Origin of the sequence: Brevundimonas sp. TSRC1-1 (genome assembly GCF_049898245.1) — a bacterium.
GTDB classification, from domain to species: Bacteria; Pseudomonadota; Alphaproteobacteria; order Caulobacterales; family Caulobacteraceae; genus Brevundimonas; species Brevundimonas mediterranea_A.
On sequence record NZ_JAFCXI010000003.1, the window covers coordinates 76,647 to 94,330 of the forward strand.

General features: G+C 67.8%; 16 protein-coding genes and 5 tRNA genes. 4 read left to right on the forward strand and 17 right to left on the reverse strand.

Going from position 1 to position 17,684, the window contains the following annotated elements; genetic code table 11:
- Positions 1 to 21: 21 nt before the first annotated feature.
- The 5 genes from ACP7CK_RS10250 to ACP7CK_RS10270 all read right to left on the reverse strand — a co-directional run bounded on the left by ACP7CK_RS10250 (position 22) and on the right by ACP7CK_RS10270 (position 6,667).
- Positions 22 to 747, reverse strand: coding sequence for a TlyA family RNA methyltransferase (locus ACP7CK_RS10250; protein ID WP_426025946.1), 726 nt, complete (start codon positions 745 to 747; stop codon positions 22 to 24).
- Positions 744 to 3,473 (reverse strand): valine--tRNA ligase, encoded by a 2,730-nt coding sequence (locus tag ACP7CK_RS10255; RefSeq protein ID WP_426025947.1) that lies wholly within the window; start codon positions 3,471 to 3,473, stop codon positions 744 to 746. The genes ACP7CK_RS10250 and ACP7CK_RS10255 overlap by 4 nt, the downstream gene beginning before the upstream one ends.
- Positions 3,474 to 3,577: 104 nt before the next feature.
- A complete protein-coding gene (locus ACP7CK_RS10260) occupies positions 3,578 to 4,207 on the reverse strand; it encodes a DUF2497 domain-containing protein (RefSeq protein ID WP_035308622.1) in 630 nt (209 codons plus the stop codon).
- A 173-nt stretch (positions 4,208 to 4,380) separates the two neighbouring features.
- Positions 4,381 to 5,916, reverse strand: a complete 1,536-nt coding sequence (locus ACP7CK_RS10265) for a TolC family outer membrane protein (protein ID WP_426025948.1) — start codon at positions 5,914 to 5,916, stop codon at positions 4,381 to 4,383.
- 121 nt (positions 5,917 to 6,037) lie between these two features.
- A complete protein-coding gene (locus ACP7CK_RS10270; protein ID WP_426025949.1) occupies positions 6,038 to 6,667 on the reverse strand; it encodes a protein-L-isoaspartate O-methyltransferase family protein in 630 nt (209 codons plus the stop codon).
- 133 nt (positions 6,668 to 6,800) lie between these two features.
- Between ACP7CK_RS10270 and ACP7CK_RS10275 the strand changes: the two genes are divergently transcribed.
- Positions 6,801 to 6,874: transfer RNA gene (locus ACP7CK_RS10275), tRNA-Cys, on the forward strand.
- Positions 6,875 to 7,162: 288 nt separating this feature from the next.
- On the opposite strand, the gene ACP7CK_RS10280 is transcribed toward ACP7CK_RS10275, so the two are convergent.
- Positions 7,163 to 7,975, reverse strand: a complete 813-nt coding sequence (locus tag ACP7CK_RS10280; protein ID WP_426025950.1) for a TrmH family RNA methyltransferase — start codon at positions 7,973 to 7,975, stop codon at positions 7,163 to 7,165.
- A gap of 62 nt (positions 7,976 to 8,037) precedes the next feature.
- Here ACP7CK_RS10280 and ACP7CK_RS10285 point away from each other — a divergent pair.
- Positions 8,038 to 8,112 (forward strand) — tRNA-Asn (locus tag ACP7CK_RS10285).
- Positions 8,113 to 8,260: 148 nt separating this feature from the next.
- Here ACP7CK_RS10285 and ACP7CK_RS10290 read toward each other — a convergent pair.
- From ACP7CK_RS10290 to ACP7CK_RS10330, 9 genes are all read right to left on the reverse strand, one after another.
- The gene (locus ACP7CK_RS10290; protein WP_426025951.1) at positions 8,261 to 9,217 is read right to left on the reverse strand and encodes a rhodanese-related sulfurtransferase; all 957 of its coding nucleotides are present in this window, start codon (positions 9,215 to 9,217) and stop codon (positions 8,261 to 8,263) included.
- Positions 9,218 to 9,248: 31 nt separating this feature from the next.
- A tRNA-Arg gene (locus ACP7CK_RS10295) sits at positions 9,249 to 9,325 on the reverse strand.
- An 18-nt stretch (positions 9,326 to 9,343) separates the two neighbouring features.
- A complete protein-coding gene (locus tag ACP7CK_RS10300) occupies positions 9,344 to 9,649 on the reverse strand; it encodes an ETC complex I subunit (protein ID WP_035308636.1) in 306 nt (101 codons plus the stop codon).
- A 78-nt stretch (positions 9,650 to 9,727) separates the two neighbouring features.
- Positions 9,728 to 9,804: transfer RNA gene (locus ACP7CK_RS10305), tRNA-Pro, on the reverse strand.
- Between the two features lie 45 nt (positions 9,805 to 9,849).
- Positions 9,850 to 10,329 (reverse strand): DUF192 domain-containing protein, encoded by a 480-nt coding sequence (locus ACP7CK_RS10310; RefSeq protein ID WP_426025952.1) that lies wholly within the window; start codon positions 10,327 to 10,329, stop codon positions 9,850 to 9,852.
- 23 nt (positions 10,330 to 10,352) lie between these two features.
- Positions 10,353 to 10,877, reverse strand: coding sequence for a cold-shock protein (locus ACP7CK_RS10315; protein WP_008264262.1), 525 nt, complete (start codon positions 10,875 to 10,877; stop codon positions 10,353 to 10,355).
- 274 nt (positions 10,878 to 11,151) lie between these two features.
- A tRNA-Glu gene (locus ACP7CK_RS10320) sits at positions 11,152 to 11,226 on the reverse strand.
- Positions 11,227 to 11,322: 96 nt separating this feature from the next.
- Positions 11,323 to 13,134, reverse strand: coding sequence for a single-stranded-DNA-specific exonuclease RecJ (recJ, locus tag ACP7CK_RS10325; RefSeq protein ID WP_426025953.1), 1,812 nt, complete (start codon positions 13,132 to 13,134; stop codon positions 11,323 to 11,325).
- A 40-nt stretch (positions 13,135 to 13,174) separates the two neighbouring features.
- Positions 13,175 to 13,636 carry a hypothetical protein gene (locus tag ACP7CK_RS10330; protein ID WP_372704478.1) on the reverse strand — a complete coding sequence of 154 codons (462 nt, stop codon included), beginning with the start codon at positions 13,634 to 13,636 and terminating at the stop codon, positions 13,175 to 13,177.
- 89 nt (positions 13,637 to 13,725) lie between these two features.
- Here ACP7CK_RS10330 and phaC point away from each other — a divergent pair, with 89 nt between their 5' ends.
- Together phaC and ACP7CK_RS10340 are read left to right on the forward strand one after the other, a co-directional pair.
- Entirely contained in the window at positions 13,726 to 15,810 is a 2,085-nt protein-coding gene (gene phaC / locus ACP7CK_RS10335) for a class I poly(R)-hydroxyalkanoic acid synthase (RefSeq protein WP_426025954.1), read from the forward strand.
- On the forward strand, positions 15,807 to 16,184 hold the full coding sequence (locus ACP7CK_RS10340; RefSeq protein ID WP_035310266.1) for a hypothetical protein: 378 nt from the start codon (positions 15,807 to 15,809) through the stop codon (positions 16,182 to 16,184). The genes phaC and ACP7CK_RS10340 overlap by 4 nt, the downstream gene beginning before the upstream one ends.
- On the opposite strand, the gene msrB is transcribed toward ACP7CK_RS10340, so the two are convergent.
- Positions 16,181 to 16,684 (reverse strand): peptide-methionine (R)-S-oxide reductase MsrB, encoded by a 504-nt coding sequence (gene msrB / locus ACP7CK_RS10345; protein ID WP_426025955.1) that lies wholly within the window; start codon positions 16,682 to 16,684, stop codon positions 16,181 to 16,183. The genes ACP7CK_RS10340 and msrB overlap by 4 nt on opposite strands.
- 64 nt (positions 16,685 to 16,748) lie before the next feature.
- A complete protein-coding gene (gene argC, locus ACP7CK_RS10350) occupies positions 16,749 to 17,684 on the reverse strand; it encodes an N-acetyl-gamma-glutamyl-phosphate reductase (RefSeq protein ID WP_426025956.1) in 936 nt (311 codons plus the stop codon).

Consider the following 17,684-nt stretch of genomic DNA (forward strand, 5'->3'; position numbering starts at 1 on the left):
CGTGGTGGAGGGATTGCCGGCTCAGACCCGCCTGGCCCACAGCAGGAACTCGATATTGCCGTCTCCGCCGGTGATGGGGCTCTCGGTCGTCGCCTGCACCGCCCAACCCAGGGCTTCCAGCCAGTCGGCGACGCGCGCCACGGCGGAGGCATGGGCCACGGGATCCTTGACCACCCCCTTCTTGCCGACCCCGCCGGGCCCGTCAGCCTCGAACTGCGGCTTGACCAGGGTGATCAGGTCCGCCTCATCGGCCGCCAGATCGAGCGCAACCGGCAGGACCTTGATCAGGCTGATGAAGCTGGCGTCGCACACGATCAGCGAAGGCCGCTCCGGGATCAGGTCCGGCGTCAGGTCGCGCGCATCGGTCCGCTCCAGACCGACCACCCGCGGATCGGCCGCCACCCGCTCGTGCATCTGGCCGAAGCCGACATCGACCGCGAACACCTTGGCCGCCCCGCGATCCAGACAGACCTCGGTGAAGCCGCCTGTCGACGCGCCGACATCCAGCACCACCCGCCCCTCGACCGCCACCGGCCAGACGGTCAGGGCGTGATCCAGCTTCAACGCCCCGCGCCCGACCCAGCGGTGGGCGTCGGCATAGCCGATCTCGGCGTTCGCACCGACGGTCTGGGAGCCGGACTTGGCCGGCGCGCCGTCCACGGTCACGCCGCCGGCCTCGATGGCCGCCTTCGCCCGGGCCCGGCTTTCCGCCAGGCCGCGCGTGACGAGAAGCTGGTCCAGCCTCATCCGATCTCGCTCAGCCGCGCCAGCGCCGCCTGCAGCTTGGCCTTGCCCGCCTCGGCCTCGGCCAATTTGGCCCGCTGTTCGTCCACGACTTCCGGCGCGGCCCGCGACACGAAGTTGGGATTGCCCAGCTTCTTGTTCACATGGCCGATATCGCTCTCGAACACGGCGATCTCCTTCTCCAACCGCGCCCGTTCGGCGGTCAGGTCGATGATCCCGGCCAGCGACAGGGCGACCGTCGATCCGCCCGAAACGAAGGTCACGGCCCCGGTCGGCGCGGCCTCCGCCGATCCGACCTCGGACACCCGGCCCAGCGTCAGGATCAGGTCGCGATGGCGTGCGATCCGCTCGGCCGTGACCGCGTCCGGCGCGACAAAGGCCAGCGGCGGCTTGGCCGCTGGCGGCACGTTCATCTCGGCCCGCAGACCCCGGATCTCCCCGACCAGATCGACCAGCCAGCCGATCTCGGCCTCGGCCGAGGCGTCGATGAAGCCATCGGGCAGCACCGGCCATTCGGCGCCGATCAGCAGGCCTTGCCGCGCCGGCCCCTCCTTGCCCAGTTCGGCCCACAGCTCCTCGGTGATGAAGGGCATGACCGGGTGCAGCAGCTTCAGCGTCTGGTCCAGGGTCCAGGCGGTCATGGCCCGCGTCTCGGCCTTGGCGGCCTCGTCGGCGCCGTTGAAGACCGGCTTGGCCAATTCCAGATACCAGTCGCAGAAGACGTTCCAGACGAACCGGTACAGCGCGCCCGCCGCATCGTCGAACCGCCCGCCCTCGACGGCCTCGGACACGGCGCGCTCGGCCTTGGTCAGTTCGCCGCGAATCCAGCGGTTGATCGTCTGTTCGACCGTCGCGGGATCAAAGCCCTCGACGCGCCGCGCCTCGTTCATCTGGCTGAAGCGGGCGGCGTTCCACAGCTTGGTGCCGAAGTTGCGGTAGCCCTCGATCCGCTGTTTCGACAGCTTGATGTCGCGCGTGCCCGACAGGATGGCCATGGTGAAGCGCAGCGGATCGGCGCCCAGCTCGTCGATGATGCCCAGGGGATCGATGACGTTCCCCTTGGACTTGCTCATCTTCTGGCCCTTCTCGTCGCGGACCAGGCCGTTGATGATGACCCGTTTGAACGGAACCTCGTCCATGAAATGCAGGCCCATCATCATCATCCGGGCGACCCAGAAGAAGATGATGTCCGCCGCCGTGACCAGGTCGCTGGTCGGATAGAACCGCTCCAGATCCTCGGTCTTCTCGGGCCAGCCCATGGTCGAGAACGGCCACAGGGCCGAGCTGAACCAGGTGTCCAGCACGTCTTCGTCCTGGGTCAGGGCCACTTCGGAATCATAGTCCGCCATCGCCAGTTCGCGGGCGTCCTCTTCCGTCTCGGCGACATAGATCTCGCCGCCCGGTCCGTACCAGGCCGGGATGCGGTGCCCCCACCACAGCTGGCGGCTGATGCACCAGGGTTCGATGTTGCGCAGCCATTCGAAATAGATCTTCTCGTACGACTTCGGCTCAAACACCGTGTCGCCCTGCTCCACCGCCTTCAGGGCGGGCTGGGCCAGGACCTTGGCGTCGACGTACCACTGGTCCGTCAGCCAGGGCTCGATGACCACGCCGGAGCGGTCGCCATGCGGGACCACGTGCTTGGTCTTCTCGATCTCGCGCAGCCAGCCCTCTTCCTCGGCCCGGGCGACGATGGCCTTGCGCGCGGCGAAGCGGTCGACGCCGACGTAGTCCGACGGCACGTCCGACGTATCCACGTCGGTGATGCGGCCGAAGGCGTCGAGGATGTTCAGCGACGGCAGGCCCGCCCGCTTGCCCACGCCGAAGTCGTTGAAGTCGTGCGCCGGCGTGATCTTGACCGCGCCCGACCCCTTGGTCGGATCGGCGTAGTCGTCGGCGACGATCGGAATGCGCCGGCCGACGATGGGCAGGATCACGAACTTGCCGACCAAGCCCGCATACCGCTCATCCTCCGGATGCACGGCCACGCCGGTGTCGCCCAGCATCGTTTCAGGCCGCGTCGTGGCGACCACGATGAAGTCGCGCGTCTCGAACTCGGTCGCCTTGCCCTCCTCGTCGAAGGCGACCGGGTGTTCGTAGGTCACGCCGTCCGCCAGCGGATAGGCGAAATGCCAATAGGCCCCATCCACCTCGCGCTGCTCGACCTCCAGGTCCGAGATGGCGGTCTGGAAATGCGGGTCCCAGTTCACCAGCCGCTTGTCGCGATAGATCAGGCCTTCCTTGTGCAGCTGCACGAAGACCTTGCGCACGGCGGCGTTCAGCCCCTCGTCCAGGGTGAACCGTTCGCGCGACCAGTCGCACGAAGCCCCCAGGCGACGCAGTTGCTGGACGATGGCGCCGCCGCTTTCGGCCTTCCATTCCCAGACCTTTTCGATGAAGGCGTCGCGGCCCATGTCGCGGCGACCGACATTCCCGGCGGCGGCCAGCTGACGCTCGACCACCATCTGGGTGGCGATGCCGGCGTGGTCCGTGCCCGGCAGCCACAGCACCGCCTTGCCCTTCATCCGGTGATAGCGGGCCAGGATGTCCTGCAGCGTGTTGTTCAGCGCATGGCCGATGTGCAGGCTGCCCGTCACGTTCGGCGGCGGGATGACGATCGAATAGGCGCCTTCGGCCCCTTCCGTGCGGGGCGCGAACAGGCCGCTCTCTTCCCACTGGGCGTACAGGCGGGGTTCGGCGGCCTGGGGTTCGAAGGTCTTCTCGAGCATGGGACTTCTTTGATCGTTGTCGTGCGGCCGAACGGCGGCCTGGAATGACAAAGGGCGGCCCCTGCAGGAGCCGCCCCTCGATTAGTCTGCGGTGAAGCGAAGGGCTAGGCGCTGCGCGCGATGCGTTCGACTTCCCTCTGCACCGCCGCCTCGACGATGGCGGGCAGGTTGTTGTCCAACCAGTCCTTCAGCATTGGACGCAGCATCTCGGCGACCATGGCCTCGACGGTGTTGCCGCTGACGAAGGGCATTTCCGTCGAAGAGGCCGCAGCGGGCTCAGGCTTCTTGAACGAGGCGGCCAGACCGGCGAAAGCCGAAGCGGCGCTGGCGGCGGCGCTTTCGCCGACCAGCGCATCATAGGCCGGGGCGGGGGTTTCGGCCGGTTCGGGCGCGGAAACGACCGGCTCGGGCGCGGCCTCGACGATGTCCAGATCGCCGATGGTTTCCGATGCGGGCGCCTCATAGAGTTCGGTCAGCTCGAGGACATCGTCATCGGCGACCTCGGGTTCCGGCTGCGGCTCCGGCTCGGCGGGCGCGGCGAAAATACTCTCGGCCGCCGCAGGCTCGGGCTCAGGCTCCGGCGTGGGTTCGGGCGCTGGCTCCGGCGCGGGAGCCGGCTCGGGCGCGGCCGCAGCCGGCGGCGTCTCGGCGGGCGCGTCGTCTTCGGAGATGATCCGGCGAATCGACGCCAGGATCTCCTCCATGGTGGGTTCCGGGGCGGACTGATCGGTCATGACTTAACCCTGGGAGAGGCCTGGAATGAAACTGGGGGCGTGGAGGTCGCCCCCAAACGCCATGCACGGGTCCGGGACCGGAAGACCAAGCCTTCTCGACCCCAGGATATTGTCGTCGCATCAACGCCCGCCGGAATCAACGGGCGTTTTGCCCCTCGTTCGTCAGGCCGACGTCATGCGCCAGGCGCAGTGCGGATCACATCGCCCTTGAGTTGAGCGTCGATCGGCGCATCCCGCGCGTCGTCGGCGTCGACGACCGGCGGCGAGGCGACCCGGTCCAGGGCCTCGATCACGCCGTCCCAGGGCAGGCCGCCGCGATTGCGGACGCGGTCATAGTTGGTCTTGGCGTCATAGACGTCCAGATTGGCGTTCAGGTTCGGCCCTTCGAGCTGGCCCATCGCCGACAGCAGCGAGGCGCGGGCCACATATTCGGCGGCGCGGGCGGCGGCCAACGAGGTCTGCGACGCCCGCAGGGTCACTTCCTGGTTCAGCACGTCCAGCGTGGTGCGCAGGCCGACCTGCGCCTCCTGCCGCACGCCCTCGGCGGCCACCGAGGCGGCGCGCACGGCCTCTTCGCCGGCGGCGACGTTCGACCGGGTCGACAGGACCTGGGCATAGGCCGAGCTGACGTTCTGCAGCACAGTGCGGCGCTCGCCCTCGACGGCGATCTGGGCGGCGTTGGCCCGTTCCAGGGCCTGGGCGACGCGCGACCGGTTCAGGCCGCCGGTGAACAGCGGCACCGACAGCGTGGCGCCGGCGGTGAAGCTGCGGCGGTCGGCCAATTCACTCAGATTGCCCAGATCGTTCGCCGTGCCGCCGTAGGAGGCGGTGGCGCGAACGGAAGGCAGATATTCGGCCCGCGCGGCGGCGACGGCGGCTTCGGCGGCCTGCAAGGAATAGGTCGCCGAAAGCACGCCCGGATTCCGCGCCAGGGCGACTTCCATGGCGGCGTCGAAATCGTTCGGAACGGTCGGCAGGACCGGGGCCGCCTCAAGGTCGCTGGGCGACTGGCCCACGACGGCGGCATAGGCGGCGCGGGTGGTCGACAGCTGGGCCTGGGCGTTGGCCAGATCGGCTTCGGACTGGGCCAAGGAGGCCTCGGCCTGGGCCACGTCGGTCCGGGTGATCTCGCCGACCTCGAATCGGGCGCTGGTCTCTTCCAGCTGGCGTTGCAGCACGGCGAGGTTTTCCTGGCGGATGCGCAGGATTTCCATGTCGCGGGTGACGTTCACATAGGCCTGGATGACCGACAGCATGACCGACTGTTCGATCTCGCGCAGGTTCTCACGCCCCGCCATCACGCCGGCCCGGGCCTGGTCGATGGCCAGGGTGGTGCGGCCGGCGGTCCAGATGTTCTGCGACAGGCTGACGCCCACGGTGGCGCCGTCGCTCTCGGACGATGAACTGGACACCTGGGTGTCCGGCACGCCGTCGTTGTTCGTGTCGACGAACTGGGTGACGGTCGGGAAATCGTTGCGGGTGTAGTCGACCCCGGCCGAGGCGCTCAGCGTCGGGCGCAGGCCCGATCGCGCCTGGACCACGGTTTCGTCCAGCGCCCGCTGATTCGCCCGCTGAGCCAGCAGGCTGGGATTGGTCTGATAGGCCAGGGCGATCGCTTCCTGCAGCGTCTCGGCCCAGGCGGGCGCGCCAAGCCCTGTCACCAGAGCCACCACAGCGGCCGAAGCCAGCACACGCGAGCGTTTCAACATTGTCCGTCCTTGCCTGACGCCCCCGAGGAGCGCCCGAATGTCATCAAGCGTAACTGCGGCCTCAGTCGACCTGACGCCAGTTAAGTTTTTTTCACGCTTCCCGCGAGCGCTGCCGACTACGTCAGAATGCGAATGTAGGCGCCGGCGTCAGTTCCGCGAGAAGGGCCGGGGATGAATCGAACAGTTCGCGACGCGACAGGCCTTCGCGGCCCTTAACATAGAGGGCGGCCTTGCCGATGGCGCCACGCCGCTCGACCATAACCAGACGGCCGCCGGTCCGCAGGGCCTGCCCCCAGGCTTCCGGCAAGGCCGCCACGCCGCCTTCGCAGACGATCAGGTCCCAGCCCTCGCCCACCGGCGCATCCAGAGGCGCGACCGCTGTCGTCACCCCGTCCTCCGCCAGGGCCTCGCCCACGACCGCGAACACGGCCGCGTCAGACTCTTGCGCCGTGACCGTCAGACCCATGCGCGCCAGCACCGCAGCGGCATAGGGGGCGGCGATGGCCAGGGCCTTCTCCCCTTCCCGCGCATCGGCGGCCTGCAACAGCTTGGAGACGTCGCGCGCCGGCATCAGCTTGCGGTCGCCCGCAATCTCGATCGATGCGTCCGAATAGGCGGCGAAGATGCGGTCCGGCGCACAGTAGCGTTCACGCGGAACCGCCATCATGGCCATGTGGATCTCGTGATTGGTCACATCGTTCACGCGGACCTGCGAGTCGACCATGGCCTTGCGCTCGGCGGTGAAATCCATCTTTGGGCAGCCTTCAATCGGTAGTCAGGGAGGAAATCTTGCGCGCTTATAGTTCCGCGCGTTGCAGCGGACAATCCGATCTGATAGCGAACGCCCCTCGCGATGACCGCCCCCGAGAAATCGGGGACAAGGCGGCCTGATGGCGGAGTGGTGACGCAGAGGACTGCAAATCCTTGCACCCGGGTTCGATTCCCGGTCAGGCCTCCATCGCGACAAACGAACAAAAGGCGCGGATCCCGGGATCCGCGCCTTTTTCGTCTCTATCGCCCCTGAAGGATCAGCTGATCGGCGCAGTCACCCAGCCGATCAGGCCCGCCGCGCCCAGACCGACGACCCCGGCGGCGATGAAGATCGCCGCCCGGACGTTTCGGTTCAGAAAATACAGAATGTTCATTGCGCGCCCCCACACCAACGAGAACGATGGTCGCCACAGTTTCGGCCCCCGCGCAAGGTGTACAGAACCTTAACGACCTAAAATCCTAGTGAACGCCGACGTCAGCCTGCGGGCCGCCCGCTGGTCACATGATGAAGCGCCAGGGCGCTGGTCACGGCGACATTCAACGAATCAAAGCCCCCCGCCATGGGCACGCCGACGGCGCGGCACCGATCAATCACGGCACGGGGCAGACCCGGCCCCTCCGACCCCACCATCAGGGCGACGGGGCCCTGGGGCCGGTAGTCCGCCAGCCTCAGCGTCGCCGACGGGGTCAGGGCCAGCACCTCCACCCCCGCCGTCTGCATCGCCGCCACCAGATCCTCGGCCGATCCGCCGACCGTGAACGGGGTCCTCAGCACGGCCCCGACCGAAACCCGGATAGCCTTGCGATAGAAGGGGTCGCAGCAGGTCTCGTCCAGCAAGACGGCCCGCGCCCCGAAGGCCGCCGCATTGCGGAACACGCCGCCCATATTGTCGTGATTGCCGATGCCGCTGGCGATCACGAACACATCCTCGTCGGCGACGGCCGCCAACAGGTGCTCGACCGGCGGCGCGACGGGCTTCTCACCCAGGGCCAGGATGCCCCGGTGCAGCGGAAATCCGGCGATCCGGTCCAGAACGGTCTGGCCGGCGACATAGACGGGAACCGACGGCGCAAGCGCTGCGATGACGTCGCTCAGGGCCGCGACCCGTTTCTCTGCCAGCAGCAGGGCGCGGGGTCGGCATCGTGAGGCGGTCGAGGCCAGCACCCGCACCACCACCTCGCCTTCGGCCACGAACAGGCCCTCGCGGCCCGTCAGGTCGCGTTCGCGAATATCGCGAAAGCCGGAGATCCGGGCGTCATCGGGGTCATTGATCGAGATCGTGCGCATTCGTCGTTTTTCCCATTGCACGAATCGAATGGCCGCTGCTATAGGCCCGCCTCCCGAGCAGTTCCGCGGTAGCTCAGTGGTAGAGCAGCCGACTGTTAATCGGCTGGTCGTAGGTTCGAATCCTACCCGCGGAGCCACTCGGGGCTAAGACTGTCGGCATCAGACGTCTCGCCGCCAGCGCTGTTTTGGCCTGAAAATCGGCGGGTTTAGCATAGACCGCCCATTCGTTGGCGACGCCCTGACCGGTTCACTTCTCCCCCTCATCGCCGCGCCTGGGCCTGACGATCACCCGTCTTCGCGTCGTCCCAGATGTTCCGTCCCGCGCAGACGGGCGAGCTCGATCTGTCTCTGACGTTCGGCGTAGCGCAGCCTCTGCGCGTCGTCGCGCGTATCCCGGCAGCGTTCGCAGCAGACGCCCTCGATGAAATGGGGCGACGCCCGGCCTTCGGCGTCCAGGGGCATACGGCACCCCCGGCACAGGGTGTGATCACCCTGAACCAGGCCATGACCGACCGAGACCCGCTCGTCGAAGACGAAACAGTCGCCGCGCCACAGGCTGTCGGCCGGTTCGACCTCTTCCAGATAGCGCAGGATCCCGCCTTCCAGATGGTGGACGTTCTCGACTCCCTCGGCCTTCAGGAAGGCGGTCGATTTTTCGCAGCGGATGCCGCCGGTGCAGTACATGGCGACGCGCTGCGGCTTCATCTGGTCCATCAAGGCGCGGCCATCGGTGCGGAACCAGTCGGGAAAGTCGCGGAAGCTGCGGGTGTTCGGCTGCACCGCCCGCTCGAAGGCGCCGATTTCGCCCTCGTAGTCGTTGCGGGTGTCGATCACCAGGGTGGTCGGATCGGCGATCAGGGCGTTCCAGTCCGCAGGCGCGACATAGACTCCGGCCTGTCGCGCCGGATCCAGGTCCGGCTGGCCCATGGTCACGATCTCGCGCTTGATCCGGACCTTCAGCCGCAGAAACGGCATGTCGCCGGTCCAGGCGTATTTGACCTCCAGATCGGCGAAGCCCGGAATGGCGCGGATGTCGGCCAGCACCGCTTCAATACCCGCTTCAGGACCGGCGATCGTGCCGTTCAGCCCCTCGGTCGCAACCAGCAGCGTGCCTTTGACCGCGCCGGCTTCGCACACGCTGTGCAGCCGCGCCTGCACCGCCTCGACGTCCTTGATCGCGGCGAATCGATACAGGGCGGCGACGCGAATCTCGCCGGGGTTCAGAGATTTTGAGTCGGTCATGGCGTGGCTTTCAGCGGCGCCGTCGCGAGAGTGGCGCGCCCTGCAGGACTCGAACCTGCAACCGTCCGCTTAGAAGGCGGGTGCTCTATCCGGTTGAGCTAAGGGCGCTCGGCAGCGAGCCGGGCGTCAATGCGTCCAGGGCTGTTTGCGATTGGGGGCGAAATTGTCGGCGTAGGCCTTCAGGATCGTCGGGGCCTCGTTCGGCTCGTGCAGGCGGAACGGAATGCCGTGGCGTTCGGCATAGGCGACGGCTTCTTCCTTCGAATCAAAGGCGAGACGCACCTGACCGTTCATGTCCGACGAACTGGTCCAGCCCATCAGCGGATCGAGGCTGCGGGCCGAGGCCGGTTCGAACTCCAGACGCCAGTCGCGGCTCTTGGCCTTGCCGGACTGCATAGCGGTCTTGGCTGGGCGGTAGATGCGGGCGAGCATGGCGAAATCCCTAGTGATCGGCAGGTCCAGTGGACCTGCCATAACGCGCGCGGGACACGGAATCCAGCGGCCGTCCATTGGTCGGGGCGAGAGGATTCGAACCTCCGACCCTCTGGTCCCAAACCAGATGCGCTACCAGGCTGCGCTACACCCCGGACCGAACGGAGCGCTCTATTGGCACTTCGTCGCGCGATCCGCAATCAAGGCTTGAAATAAGGATGCAAAATCCTGTCGCCGGGCTTGGCGCCGATCTCGGCCGCGCGACCCGCGCGAAGCTCCAGCACGCCGTTCGCAGCCCCGTTCGACGGTATCGGAACCTCGGAAAAGGGCGTGGCGTGAGAGGCGATCGAGACGATCCGGCCTTTCGGATCGATATAGAGAATGTCCAGAGAACTGGGCGTATTGCGCATCCAGAAGCTCTGTTCCCGCGGCGCCTCTCCGGGCCACTGGAACAGCATGCCGCGATCATCGCCCAGCGGCGGGCGGAACATCAGGCCCCGCTGACGTTCAGGCTCTTCGTCGGCGATTTCGACCCAGAACGGGTGCTCGCCGGACGCCGTCACCACGGCCAGCTTCTGCAGGGGCTCGCCATTCGGCCCGGCCGGCGCTTTCGCGGCGCATCCGGCGACGGCGAGCGCCATCAGGCCGCCCACAACAAAACGTCTCGTCGCGTCGATCATGCGCCCCTCCTTGGAGCGACCGATCAGCCGCCCGGTCTGATTTCAGCCACCACCAGCCCCTTGGGACCGCTGGCGAATCGCACCTGCACCGTGTCGCCTGGCACGAGATCGTCCAGGCCGCAGCGCCGCAGGGTTTCGATGTGAACGAAGATATCGCCCGGTTCGCGATCACGCACCACGAATCCATAGCCCTTGGTCCGATTGAACCATTTGACCACGGCCGGCTCCAGGACCGCATCGATTTCGGGCGACGTCGCGATAGCCTCGGCCATGGGCGCCGAACGACGCACGATGACGCTCGCCTCGCCCGCTCCCAGGTCATGGATCTCGACGGCCTGCCAGCCTTTGGATCGCCGAACACAATCGCAGACAATAGGCGCGCCTTCATCTGCCGTTTCGCGGCCGGTGTCGCGCAGACTGCTGATGTGCAGAAGAACATCCCGCAGCTCGGTCAACGTCGGGTCATCCGGCACGATGAAGCCATAGCCCTTCGCCGGATCGAACCACTTCACGCGCCCGACGACACGAACGGTCTCCGCCGTCTCCATCTCATCGTAGTCAGACAAATTATCAAACCCCCGTCCGCTCCTCTTACGGACACGATTACGTTTAACACTGTTCCGCGAATCTTTGGAAAGGTCAAAATGGGGGAAAGGCGCCCGAAACTTGCACCTTCTGGCGGAAAGCTTCCAGTTGTGTCGCGCGAATGACACCACCCGTGATGGTTTCCGCCCGTGGCGACGACGGGGTTGGTGCAGGACTCAAATGAGGAGACGAACGCCGCTCGGGCGGCCTGTCGGCACGGCCCGTATTCATCCCGCGTGGCAGTCCCTAGGGGAGTCGAACCCCTCTTTTCAGGTTGAAAACCTGACGTCCTAACCGATAGACGAAGGGACCGCTGCGCGGGAGAGCCGGCGATATAGCCGCGCCCTCGGACGGGTGCAAGCGCGGATTTCGAGTTTTTTGCGACGGTCCAGGGCGTGCCCGCGCGGCTCAAACCCTGCGAGGATCGGCGACGTCCTCGATCTCGAACTGCACGCCGCGACGGCCGTTCCAGTCGTCCGCCTTCAGACGGCCGACGACATTCAGCCCGCCCTGCCCGCTCAGCAGCGCCTGGCCGGTCGGCAGATCGGCGCATCGCCAGGCCACGGCCCGCACCGAGGCGCCGTCCGGCCCGACCAGTCGACAGCGGACATGGCCGCCGTTCATCTGCACCGGTTCGCGGGCCTGAACCCCGTTCAGGGCGAAGACCGGCTCGGGGTTGGCGGGGCCGAAGGGGGCCAGTTGCTCGAACGATTCGAACAGGGCCCGGGTCGCTGCGCCTGGATCGATCAGGGCGTCGATCTCCAGCGCATCCATCGCCACCGCCTCGATCCGTTCGCCGGCCAGCCGGTCGTTCAGGAAGTCGGTCAGTTCGGCCAGTCGTGCGCCGTCTATCGTCAGACCGGCCGCCATGGCGTGCCCGCCGCCGGCCAAAAGAATACCCGCCTCCCACGCCGCCTGAATGGCGCGGCCCAGGTTCATGCCCGGCTGCGACCGGCCCGACCCCTTGCCCAGGCCCGTCACCGGATCCAGTCCGATGACGATCACCGGCTTGCGCCAGCGTTCGCGCAGGCGCCCGGCGACGATGCCGACCACGCCGGGGTGCCAGTCCTCGCCCGCCACGACGACCAGGGCCGTCTCGTCGGCGTGGGCGCCGGTCGCCTCGACGCGGCGGACGGCGGCCTCCGTCACGGCGCGTTCGACCTCGCGGCGCGACAGGTTCAGGGCGTCCAACTCCAGCGCCAGGGCCTGGGCCTCGGCGGGATCGTCGGTCGACAACAGCCGCGCGCCCAGGTCCGATCGGCCGATCCGCCCGCCGGCGTTGATGCGTGGCCCCAGTATAAAGCCGGCGTGGTTGCTCTTGGCCGGCCCTTGTTCGGCGCCGGCGGCAGCCAGCAGGGCGCGCAGGCCGGGGTTCTTCCAGTCGCTCATGACCTTCAGTCCCAACCCCGTCAGGGCGCGGTTGAACCCGGTCAGGGCCGTGACGTCGCAGATGGCGCCCAGGGCGGCCAGATCCAGCCACTGGCGAATATCGGGCTCGGGCCGGTCCGCGAACAGGCCGCGCCGCCGCGCCTCGCGGTTCAGGGCGGCCAATAGAACAAAGACCACCCCGGCCGCCGCCAGATTGCCCTGGCCCGAGTTGCAGCCCGGCCGATTCGGATTGACGACCGCCAGCGCCCTGGGCGGTTCGCTGCGCATCAGATGGTGGTCGATGACGACGACGTTCAGGTCAATGGCCGCCGCATGGGCCAGGGCCTCGTTCGCCGCCGCGCCGCAATCGACCGTCACCACCAGGTCGGCGCCGGCGGCCTTCAGCGCGTCGAAGGCCTTGGCGCTGGGGCCATAGCCTTCGGTCAGCCGGTCGGGGACATAGATGGGCAGGTCCGCCCCCATGGCCCGGAACCATCGCACCAGCAGGGCCGCGCTGGAGGCGCCGTCCACATCATAGTCGGCGAAGATGTGAACCTGAGACTTGGCCTGGAACGCATCCAGCAAGGCCTCGGCGGCGGCGTCCATGTCCATGAAGCTGGACGGATCGGGAAACAGGGCGCGCAGGGTCGGGCTCAGGAAGTCGGCGCCCTGGTCGGCCCGCACGCCGCGCGAGGCCAGGGCCCGCGCCAGCGGCTCCTCCAGGCCCAGTCCCTGCATGTGGGCGCGGATGGTCGCGGCCTCGGCCGGGCGCTGACGCCAGGCCCGACCGGACAGGGACTGGGTCACACCCAGAAATGCGTTATCGATCTTGAAGCCGCCGTCGTCCGCCATCGTCGCATCATCCGGGGATTCTCGAGCCCCGGCGACAAGCTCATTCAATCGGACGCCGATCAATCGGCGGCGGGGCCTTGGCGCGATCCCGCAGGCTCTGGGCGAAGGCGTCGATCTCGGCCTCAGTGCGGGCCGCATCCGGCGACACGGGAACGGCTCCGACCTGAGCGCGGGTCTCGGCGGCCAGGGTTTCGGCGTCGCCCAGCGTCCAGTCGATCCGCGCCACCTCGCCGCCCAAGGCCCCGCCCTGGCCTTCCAGAGCCTGGACCCGGGCCGCGACCTGGGCCGCCTGCGGCAGGTCGGCCGGCGCGGCGGGGAAGTTCTCCCAACTGGGATAATGACGATTGGCGTCGACCAGGGCCTGAACCCGCGGCGCGATCGGCGACGTCGGATCGGTGCTCGGCGCAAACGCGCGCGCACAGGCCCCCAGAGACGCCGACAGCGTCGCCAGGCAGAGCAACGAAGCCGTCAGCCCCGTTCTTTTTCGAAAGTGCGCGTTCATGTCGGGGTCGGTCTTATGCCATCATCGCTTCGTGCGGAAGGGCGAGGCGTCGAACCGGCCCTCCGAACCCAGGAAGGCGAAGGAAATTCATGGCCCAAGCTCCGAAGAACAAGACCCCGACGTCCCAGCCCGCTCCAAAGGGCGACGCCCGGAAGGCCAAGCCCGGCGCGTCCAAGTCAGCGGTGTCCAAGTCGGCGGCGTCCAAACCCGCAGCGGCCAAGACGCCCGGGCCCATGGCGCTTGACGACGCCCCGGGCGCCAAGACGCCGCGCAAGCCCGGTCGCCCGACCTCGGCCAAGCCCCGCCCGCCCCGCGCCAAGACTCCGGCGCCTGATCCCAGGATCGACTCGTCGGACGCCGCTCCTTCCGCCGAGACGCCCGCTGAACCCGCCCCTGCCCCCTTCCCCGGCGCCGACCAGGCCCAACTGCTCGAAACCCTGTCGATGAACCTGGCCAAGGCGGCCATGATGGCCCAGGGCGCGCTCGCCGAGGCCGCCCTGTTCCAGGCCGACCGCCCCGCCGCCCTGTCGCCCGACCCGTTCCATGTCGCCCCCGCCATGACCTCGGTCATGAGCAGCCTGGCCTCGCGCCCCGAAAAACTCTTCCAGGCCCAGGCCGACCTGTTCAGCCGCTATATGGAGCTGTGGACCGGCACGGCGCGTCAGGCGGCCGGCGAGCCGATGCCGCCCGCCCCCGCCGACAAGCGGTTCAAGGATCCCGCCTGGTCGGACAATCCGATGTTCGACATGATGCGCCGCTCCTATCTGCTGACCTCGGACTGGATGAACGGGCTGATCGCGGGGGTCGAGGACGTCGATCCGGCGGTCAAGCAGCGCGCCCAGTTCTTCACCCGCCTGCTGACCGACGCCTTCTCGCCGTCCAACTTCCTGGCCTCCAACCCGGTGGCCCTGAAGGCCCTGGCCGAGACCAGCGGCGAATCCCTGGTGAAGGGGATGCAGAATTTCGCCGCCGATCTGGAACGCGGCGGCGGTTCGCTGCGCATCAGCCAGGCCGACGACGGCAAGTTCGTCGTCGGCGAGAACGTCGCCACCGCGCCGGGCCAGGTGGTGTGGCGCGACGACCTGTTCGAACTGATCCAGTACGATGCGGCGACCGAGACCCAGCATCAGATCCCCCTGCTGATCTTCCCGCCCTGGATCAACAAATTCTATATTCTCGACCTCCAGCCGACCAATTCGATGATCCGCTGGCTGTCGGCCCAGGGCTTCACCGTCTTCGTCTGTTCCTGGGTCAATCCGGGCCTCGACAAGGCGGGCCTCGGCTTCGACGACTATCTCGAAAAAGGCGTCTATCGCGCCATCGACAAGACGCTGGAGCAGACCGGCGCAGACCGGCTGAACGCGGTCGGCTATTGCATCGGCGGCACCCTGCTGGGCGCAGCTCTGGCCCATATGGCGGCGAAGGGCGACACGCGCGTCGCCGCCGCCACCTTCTTCGCCGCCCAGCACGACTTCGCCGAGGCCGGCGATCTGCTGCTGTTCACCGACGAACACTGGATCGCCGAGATCGAACGCCAGATGGACGCCGCCGGCGGGGTCCTGCCCGGCGCCGCCATGGCCGACACCTTCAACGCCCTGCGCTCCAACGACCTGATCTGGTCCTTCTTCATCAGCAACTACCTGCTGGGCAAGGATCCGCCCGCTTTCGACCTGCTGTTCTGGAACGCGGACCAGACCCGAATGCCAAAGACCCTGCACCTGGCCTATCTGCGCCAGATGTACGGCGCCAACGCCCTGGCGCGCGGCGTGTTCGAGATCGGCGGCCTGACGGCGGACCTGTCGAAGGTCGCCATCCCCCTGTATTTCCAGGCCAGTCGCGAGGATCACATCGCCCCGATGAACTCGGTCTATCGCTCGGCCCGTCTGTTCGGCAGCCCGGACGTGACCTTCACCCTGGCCGGGTCCGGCCATATCGCCGGGGTGATCAACGCCCCGGCGGCGCGGAAATACCAGCACTGGACCAACCCCGCCCTGCCCGGGACCCTGGCCGAGTGGCAGGCCGGGGCCGTCGAACATCCGGGCAGTTGGTGGGACCACTGGGCCGGCTGGCTGCATGATCGTTCGGGGGCCAGGATTCCGGCGCGCGACCCTGCTAAGGGTCCGCTCCCGCCCCTGGCGCCGGCGCCGGGTCTGTATGTGAAAGTGAAGTCTTGAACCGTATCGAACCCAATATCCTGCTGGCCGTCAGCACGGGCGTCGCCCTGATCCTGCTGATCATGACGGCGGCCACCTTCGGCGAGCCGGGCAATACGGCGAAATATGTGATCAGCGCCGTCGTCTGTTCGGTCCTGTTCGTCGCCCTGAACGGCTGGATGGCCCGCCGGATGAACCGCCCGACGCCGCAGCCGGTCATCCGTGCGGCCTCGCCCGGAACCGCCGCCTGGGCCGGCCTGTTTCCCGCGCTGGTCATCGCCGCCGCCGTCGCCCCGGTCTTCCTGCCGGGCCACGACTACGGCCTGCTGATCATCATTGCGGCGGTCTGGTTCGGGGTGACGGTCGATTCGGCTGTACGCGCCAATCGCGGCTAGGCGGCCACGAACTTCAGCGCCACGCCGTTGTTGCAATAGCGCAGGCCTGTGGGCCGCGGTCCGTCGTTGAACACATGCCCCTGATGCCCCAGGCAGCGGGCGCAGTGATATTCGGTGCGGGGAATGCCGATGGCCAGGTCGCGCTTGCGGCCGATGTTGGCGGCGATGACCTGATAGAAGCTGGGCCAGCCGGTGTGGGAATCAAACTTCCAGTTCGAGCGGAACAGCGGCAGGTCGCAGCCCTTGCAGACGAAGGTCCCACGGCGATGTTCGTCGTTCAGCGGACTGGTGTAGGGGCGTTCGGTGTCCTCGTGACGCATCACGCGCCAGGCCGCATCGCCCAGCCGCCGTCGCCAGTCGGCGTCCGACACGCGACGATAGGGCGAGGCGGCGTAGGCCCCCTGCCCCGCCTGGGACGGTTCGGGCGAACAGGCGGCCAGGGCCAGCGCGCCGGCGCCTGCCAGAAGGCCGCGTCGATGGAGGATCGGGGACTGGGTCATGCCACCCAGTACGACGGGACGAGGGGAAAGGTTTCTCGCCTCGTTTCTTCTCCCGATCAGGGCTTCAGATCAGACCGGTCGCCTCATCCAGGCCCAGCAGGATGTTCAGGTTCTGCACCGCCGCGCCCGAGGCCCCCTTGCCCAGGTTGTCCAGCAGAGCGACCAGACGCGCCTGTTCGCCGGACCGGTCGCCGAACACATGCAGACGCAGGCGGTTGGTGCCGTTCAGCCCCTCGGGCTCCAGACCGGTCATGGCCTCGGTCTCGTCCAGATCGGCCACCTCGACGAAATACTGACCGTCATAGGCCTCGACCAGGGCCCCGTGGATCCGCTCGACCGACGGGGTTTCCGGCAGGGCGGCCAGGTGCAGCGGAACCTCGACCAGCATGCCCTGGCGGTAATTCCCCACTGCGGGGGCGAACAGCACCTCGCGGCTCAGCCCCGTGTGTTTCGTCATCTCCGGCACATGCTTGTGCTTCAGCGACAGACCATAGGCGCGATAGGCGGTTGCAGCGCCTTCCGCTTCGAATTCGGCGATCATGGCCTTGCCGCCGCCGGAATAGCCCGAGACCGCATTGACCGTGACCGGATGGCCGGCCGGAACCAGGCCCGCCTTCACCAGCGGCCGCATCAGGCCGATGAAGCCGGTCGGATAGCAGCCGGGGTTGGACACGAATTGCGACCGCGCGATCAGATCGCGCTGGCCTGCGTCCATCTCGGGGAAGCCATAGGCCCAGCCCGGCGCGACCCGATAGGCGGTCGAGGCGTCGATCACCTTGACCGACGGGTTCTCCACCATGGCCACCGCCTCGCGCGCCGCGTCGTCCGGCAGGCACAGGATCGCCGCATCGGCGCTGTTCAGGGCCTCGCGCCGCGCCTCGACGTCGCGCCGACGGTCGCCCAGCAGGATCAGCTCCAGATCCGAGCGCGCCTCCAGCCGCTCGCGGATCTCGAGGCCCGTGGTGCCGGCTTCGCCGTCGATGAAGATGGTGTGGGTCAA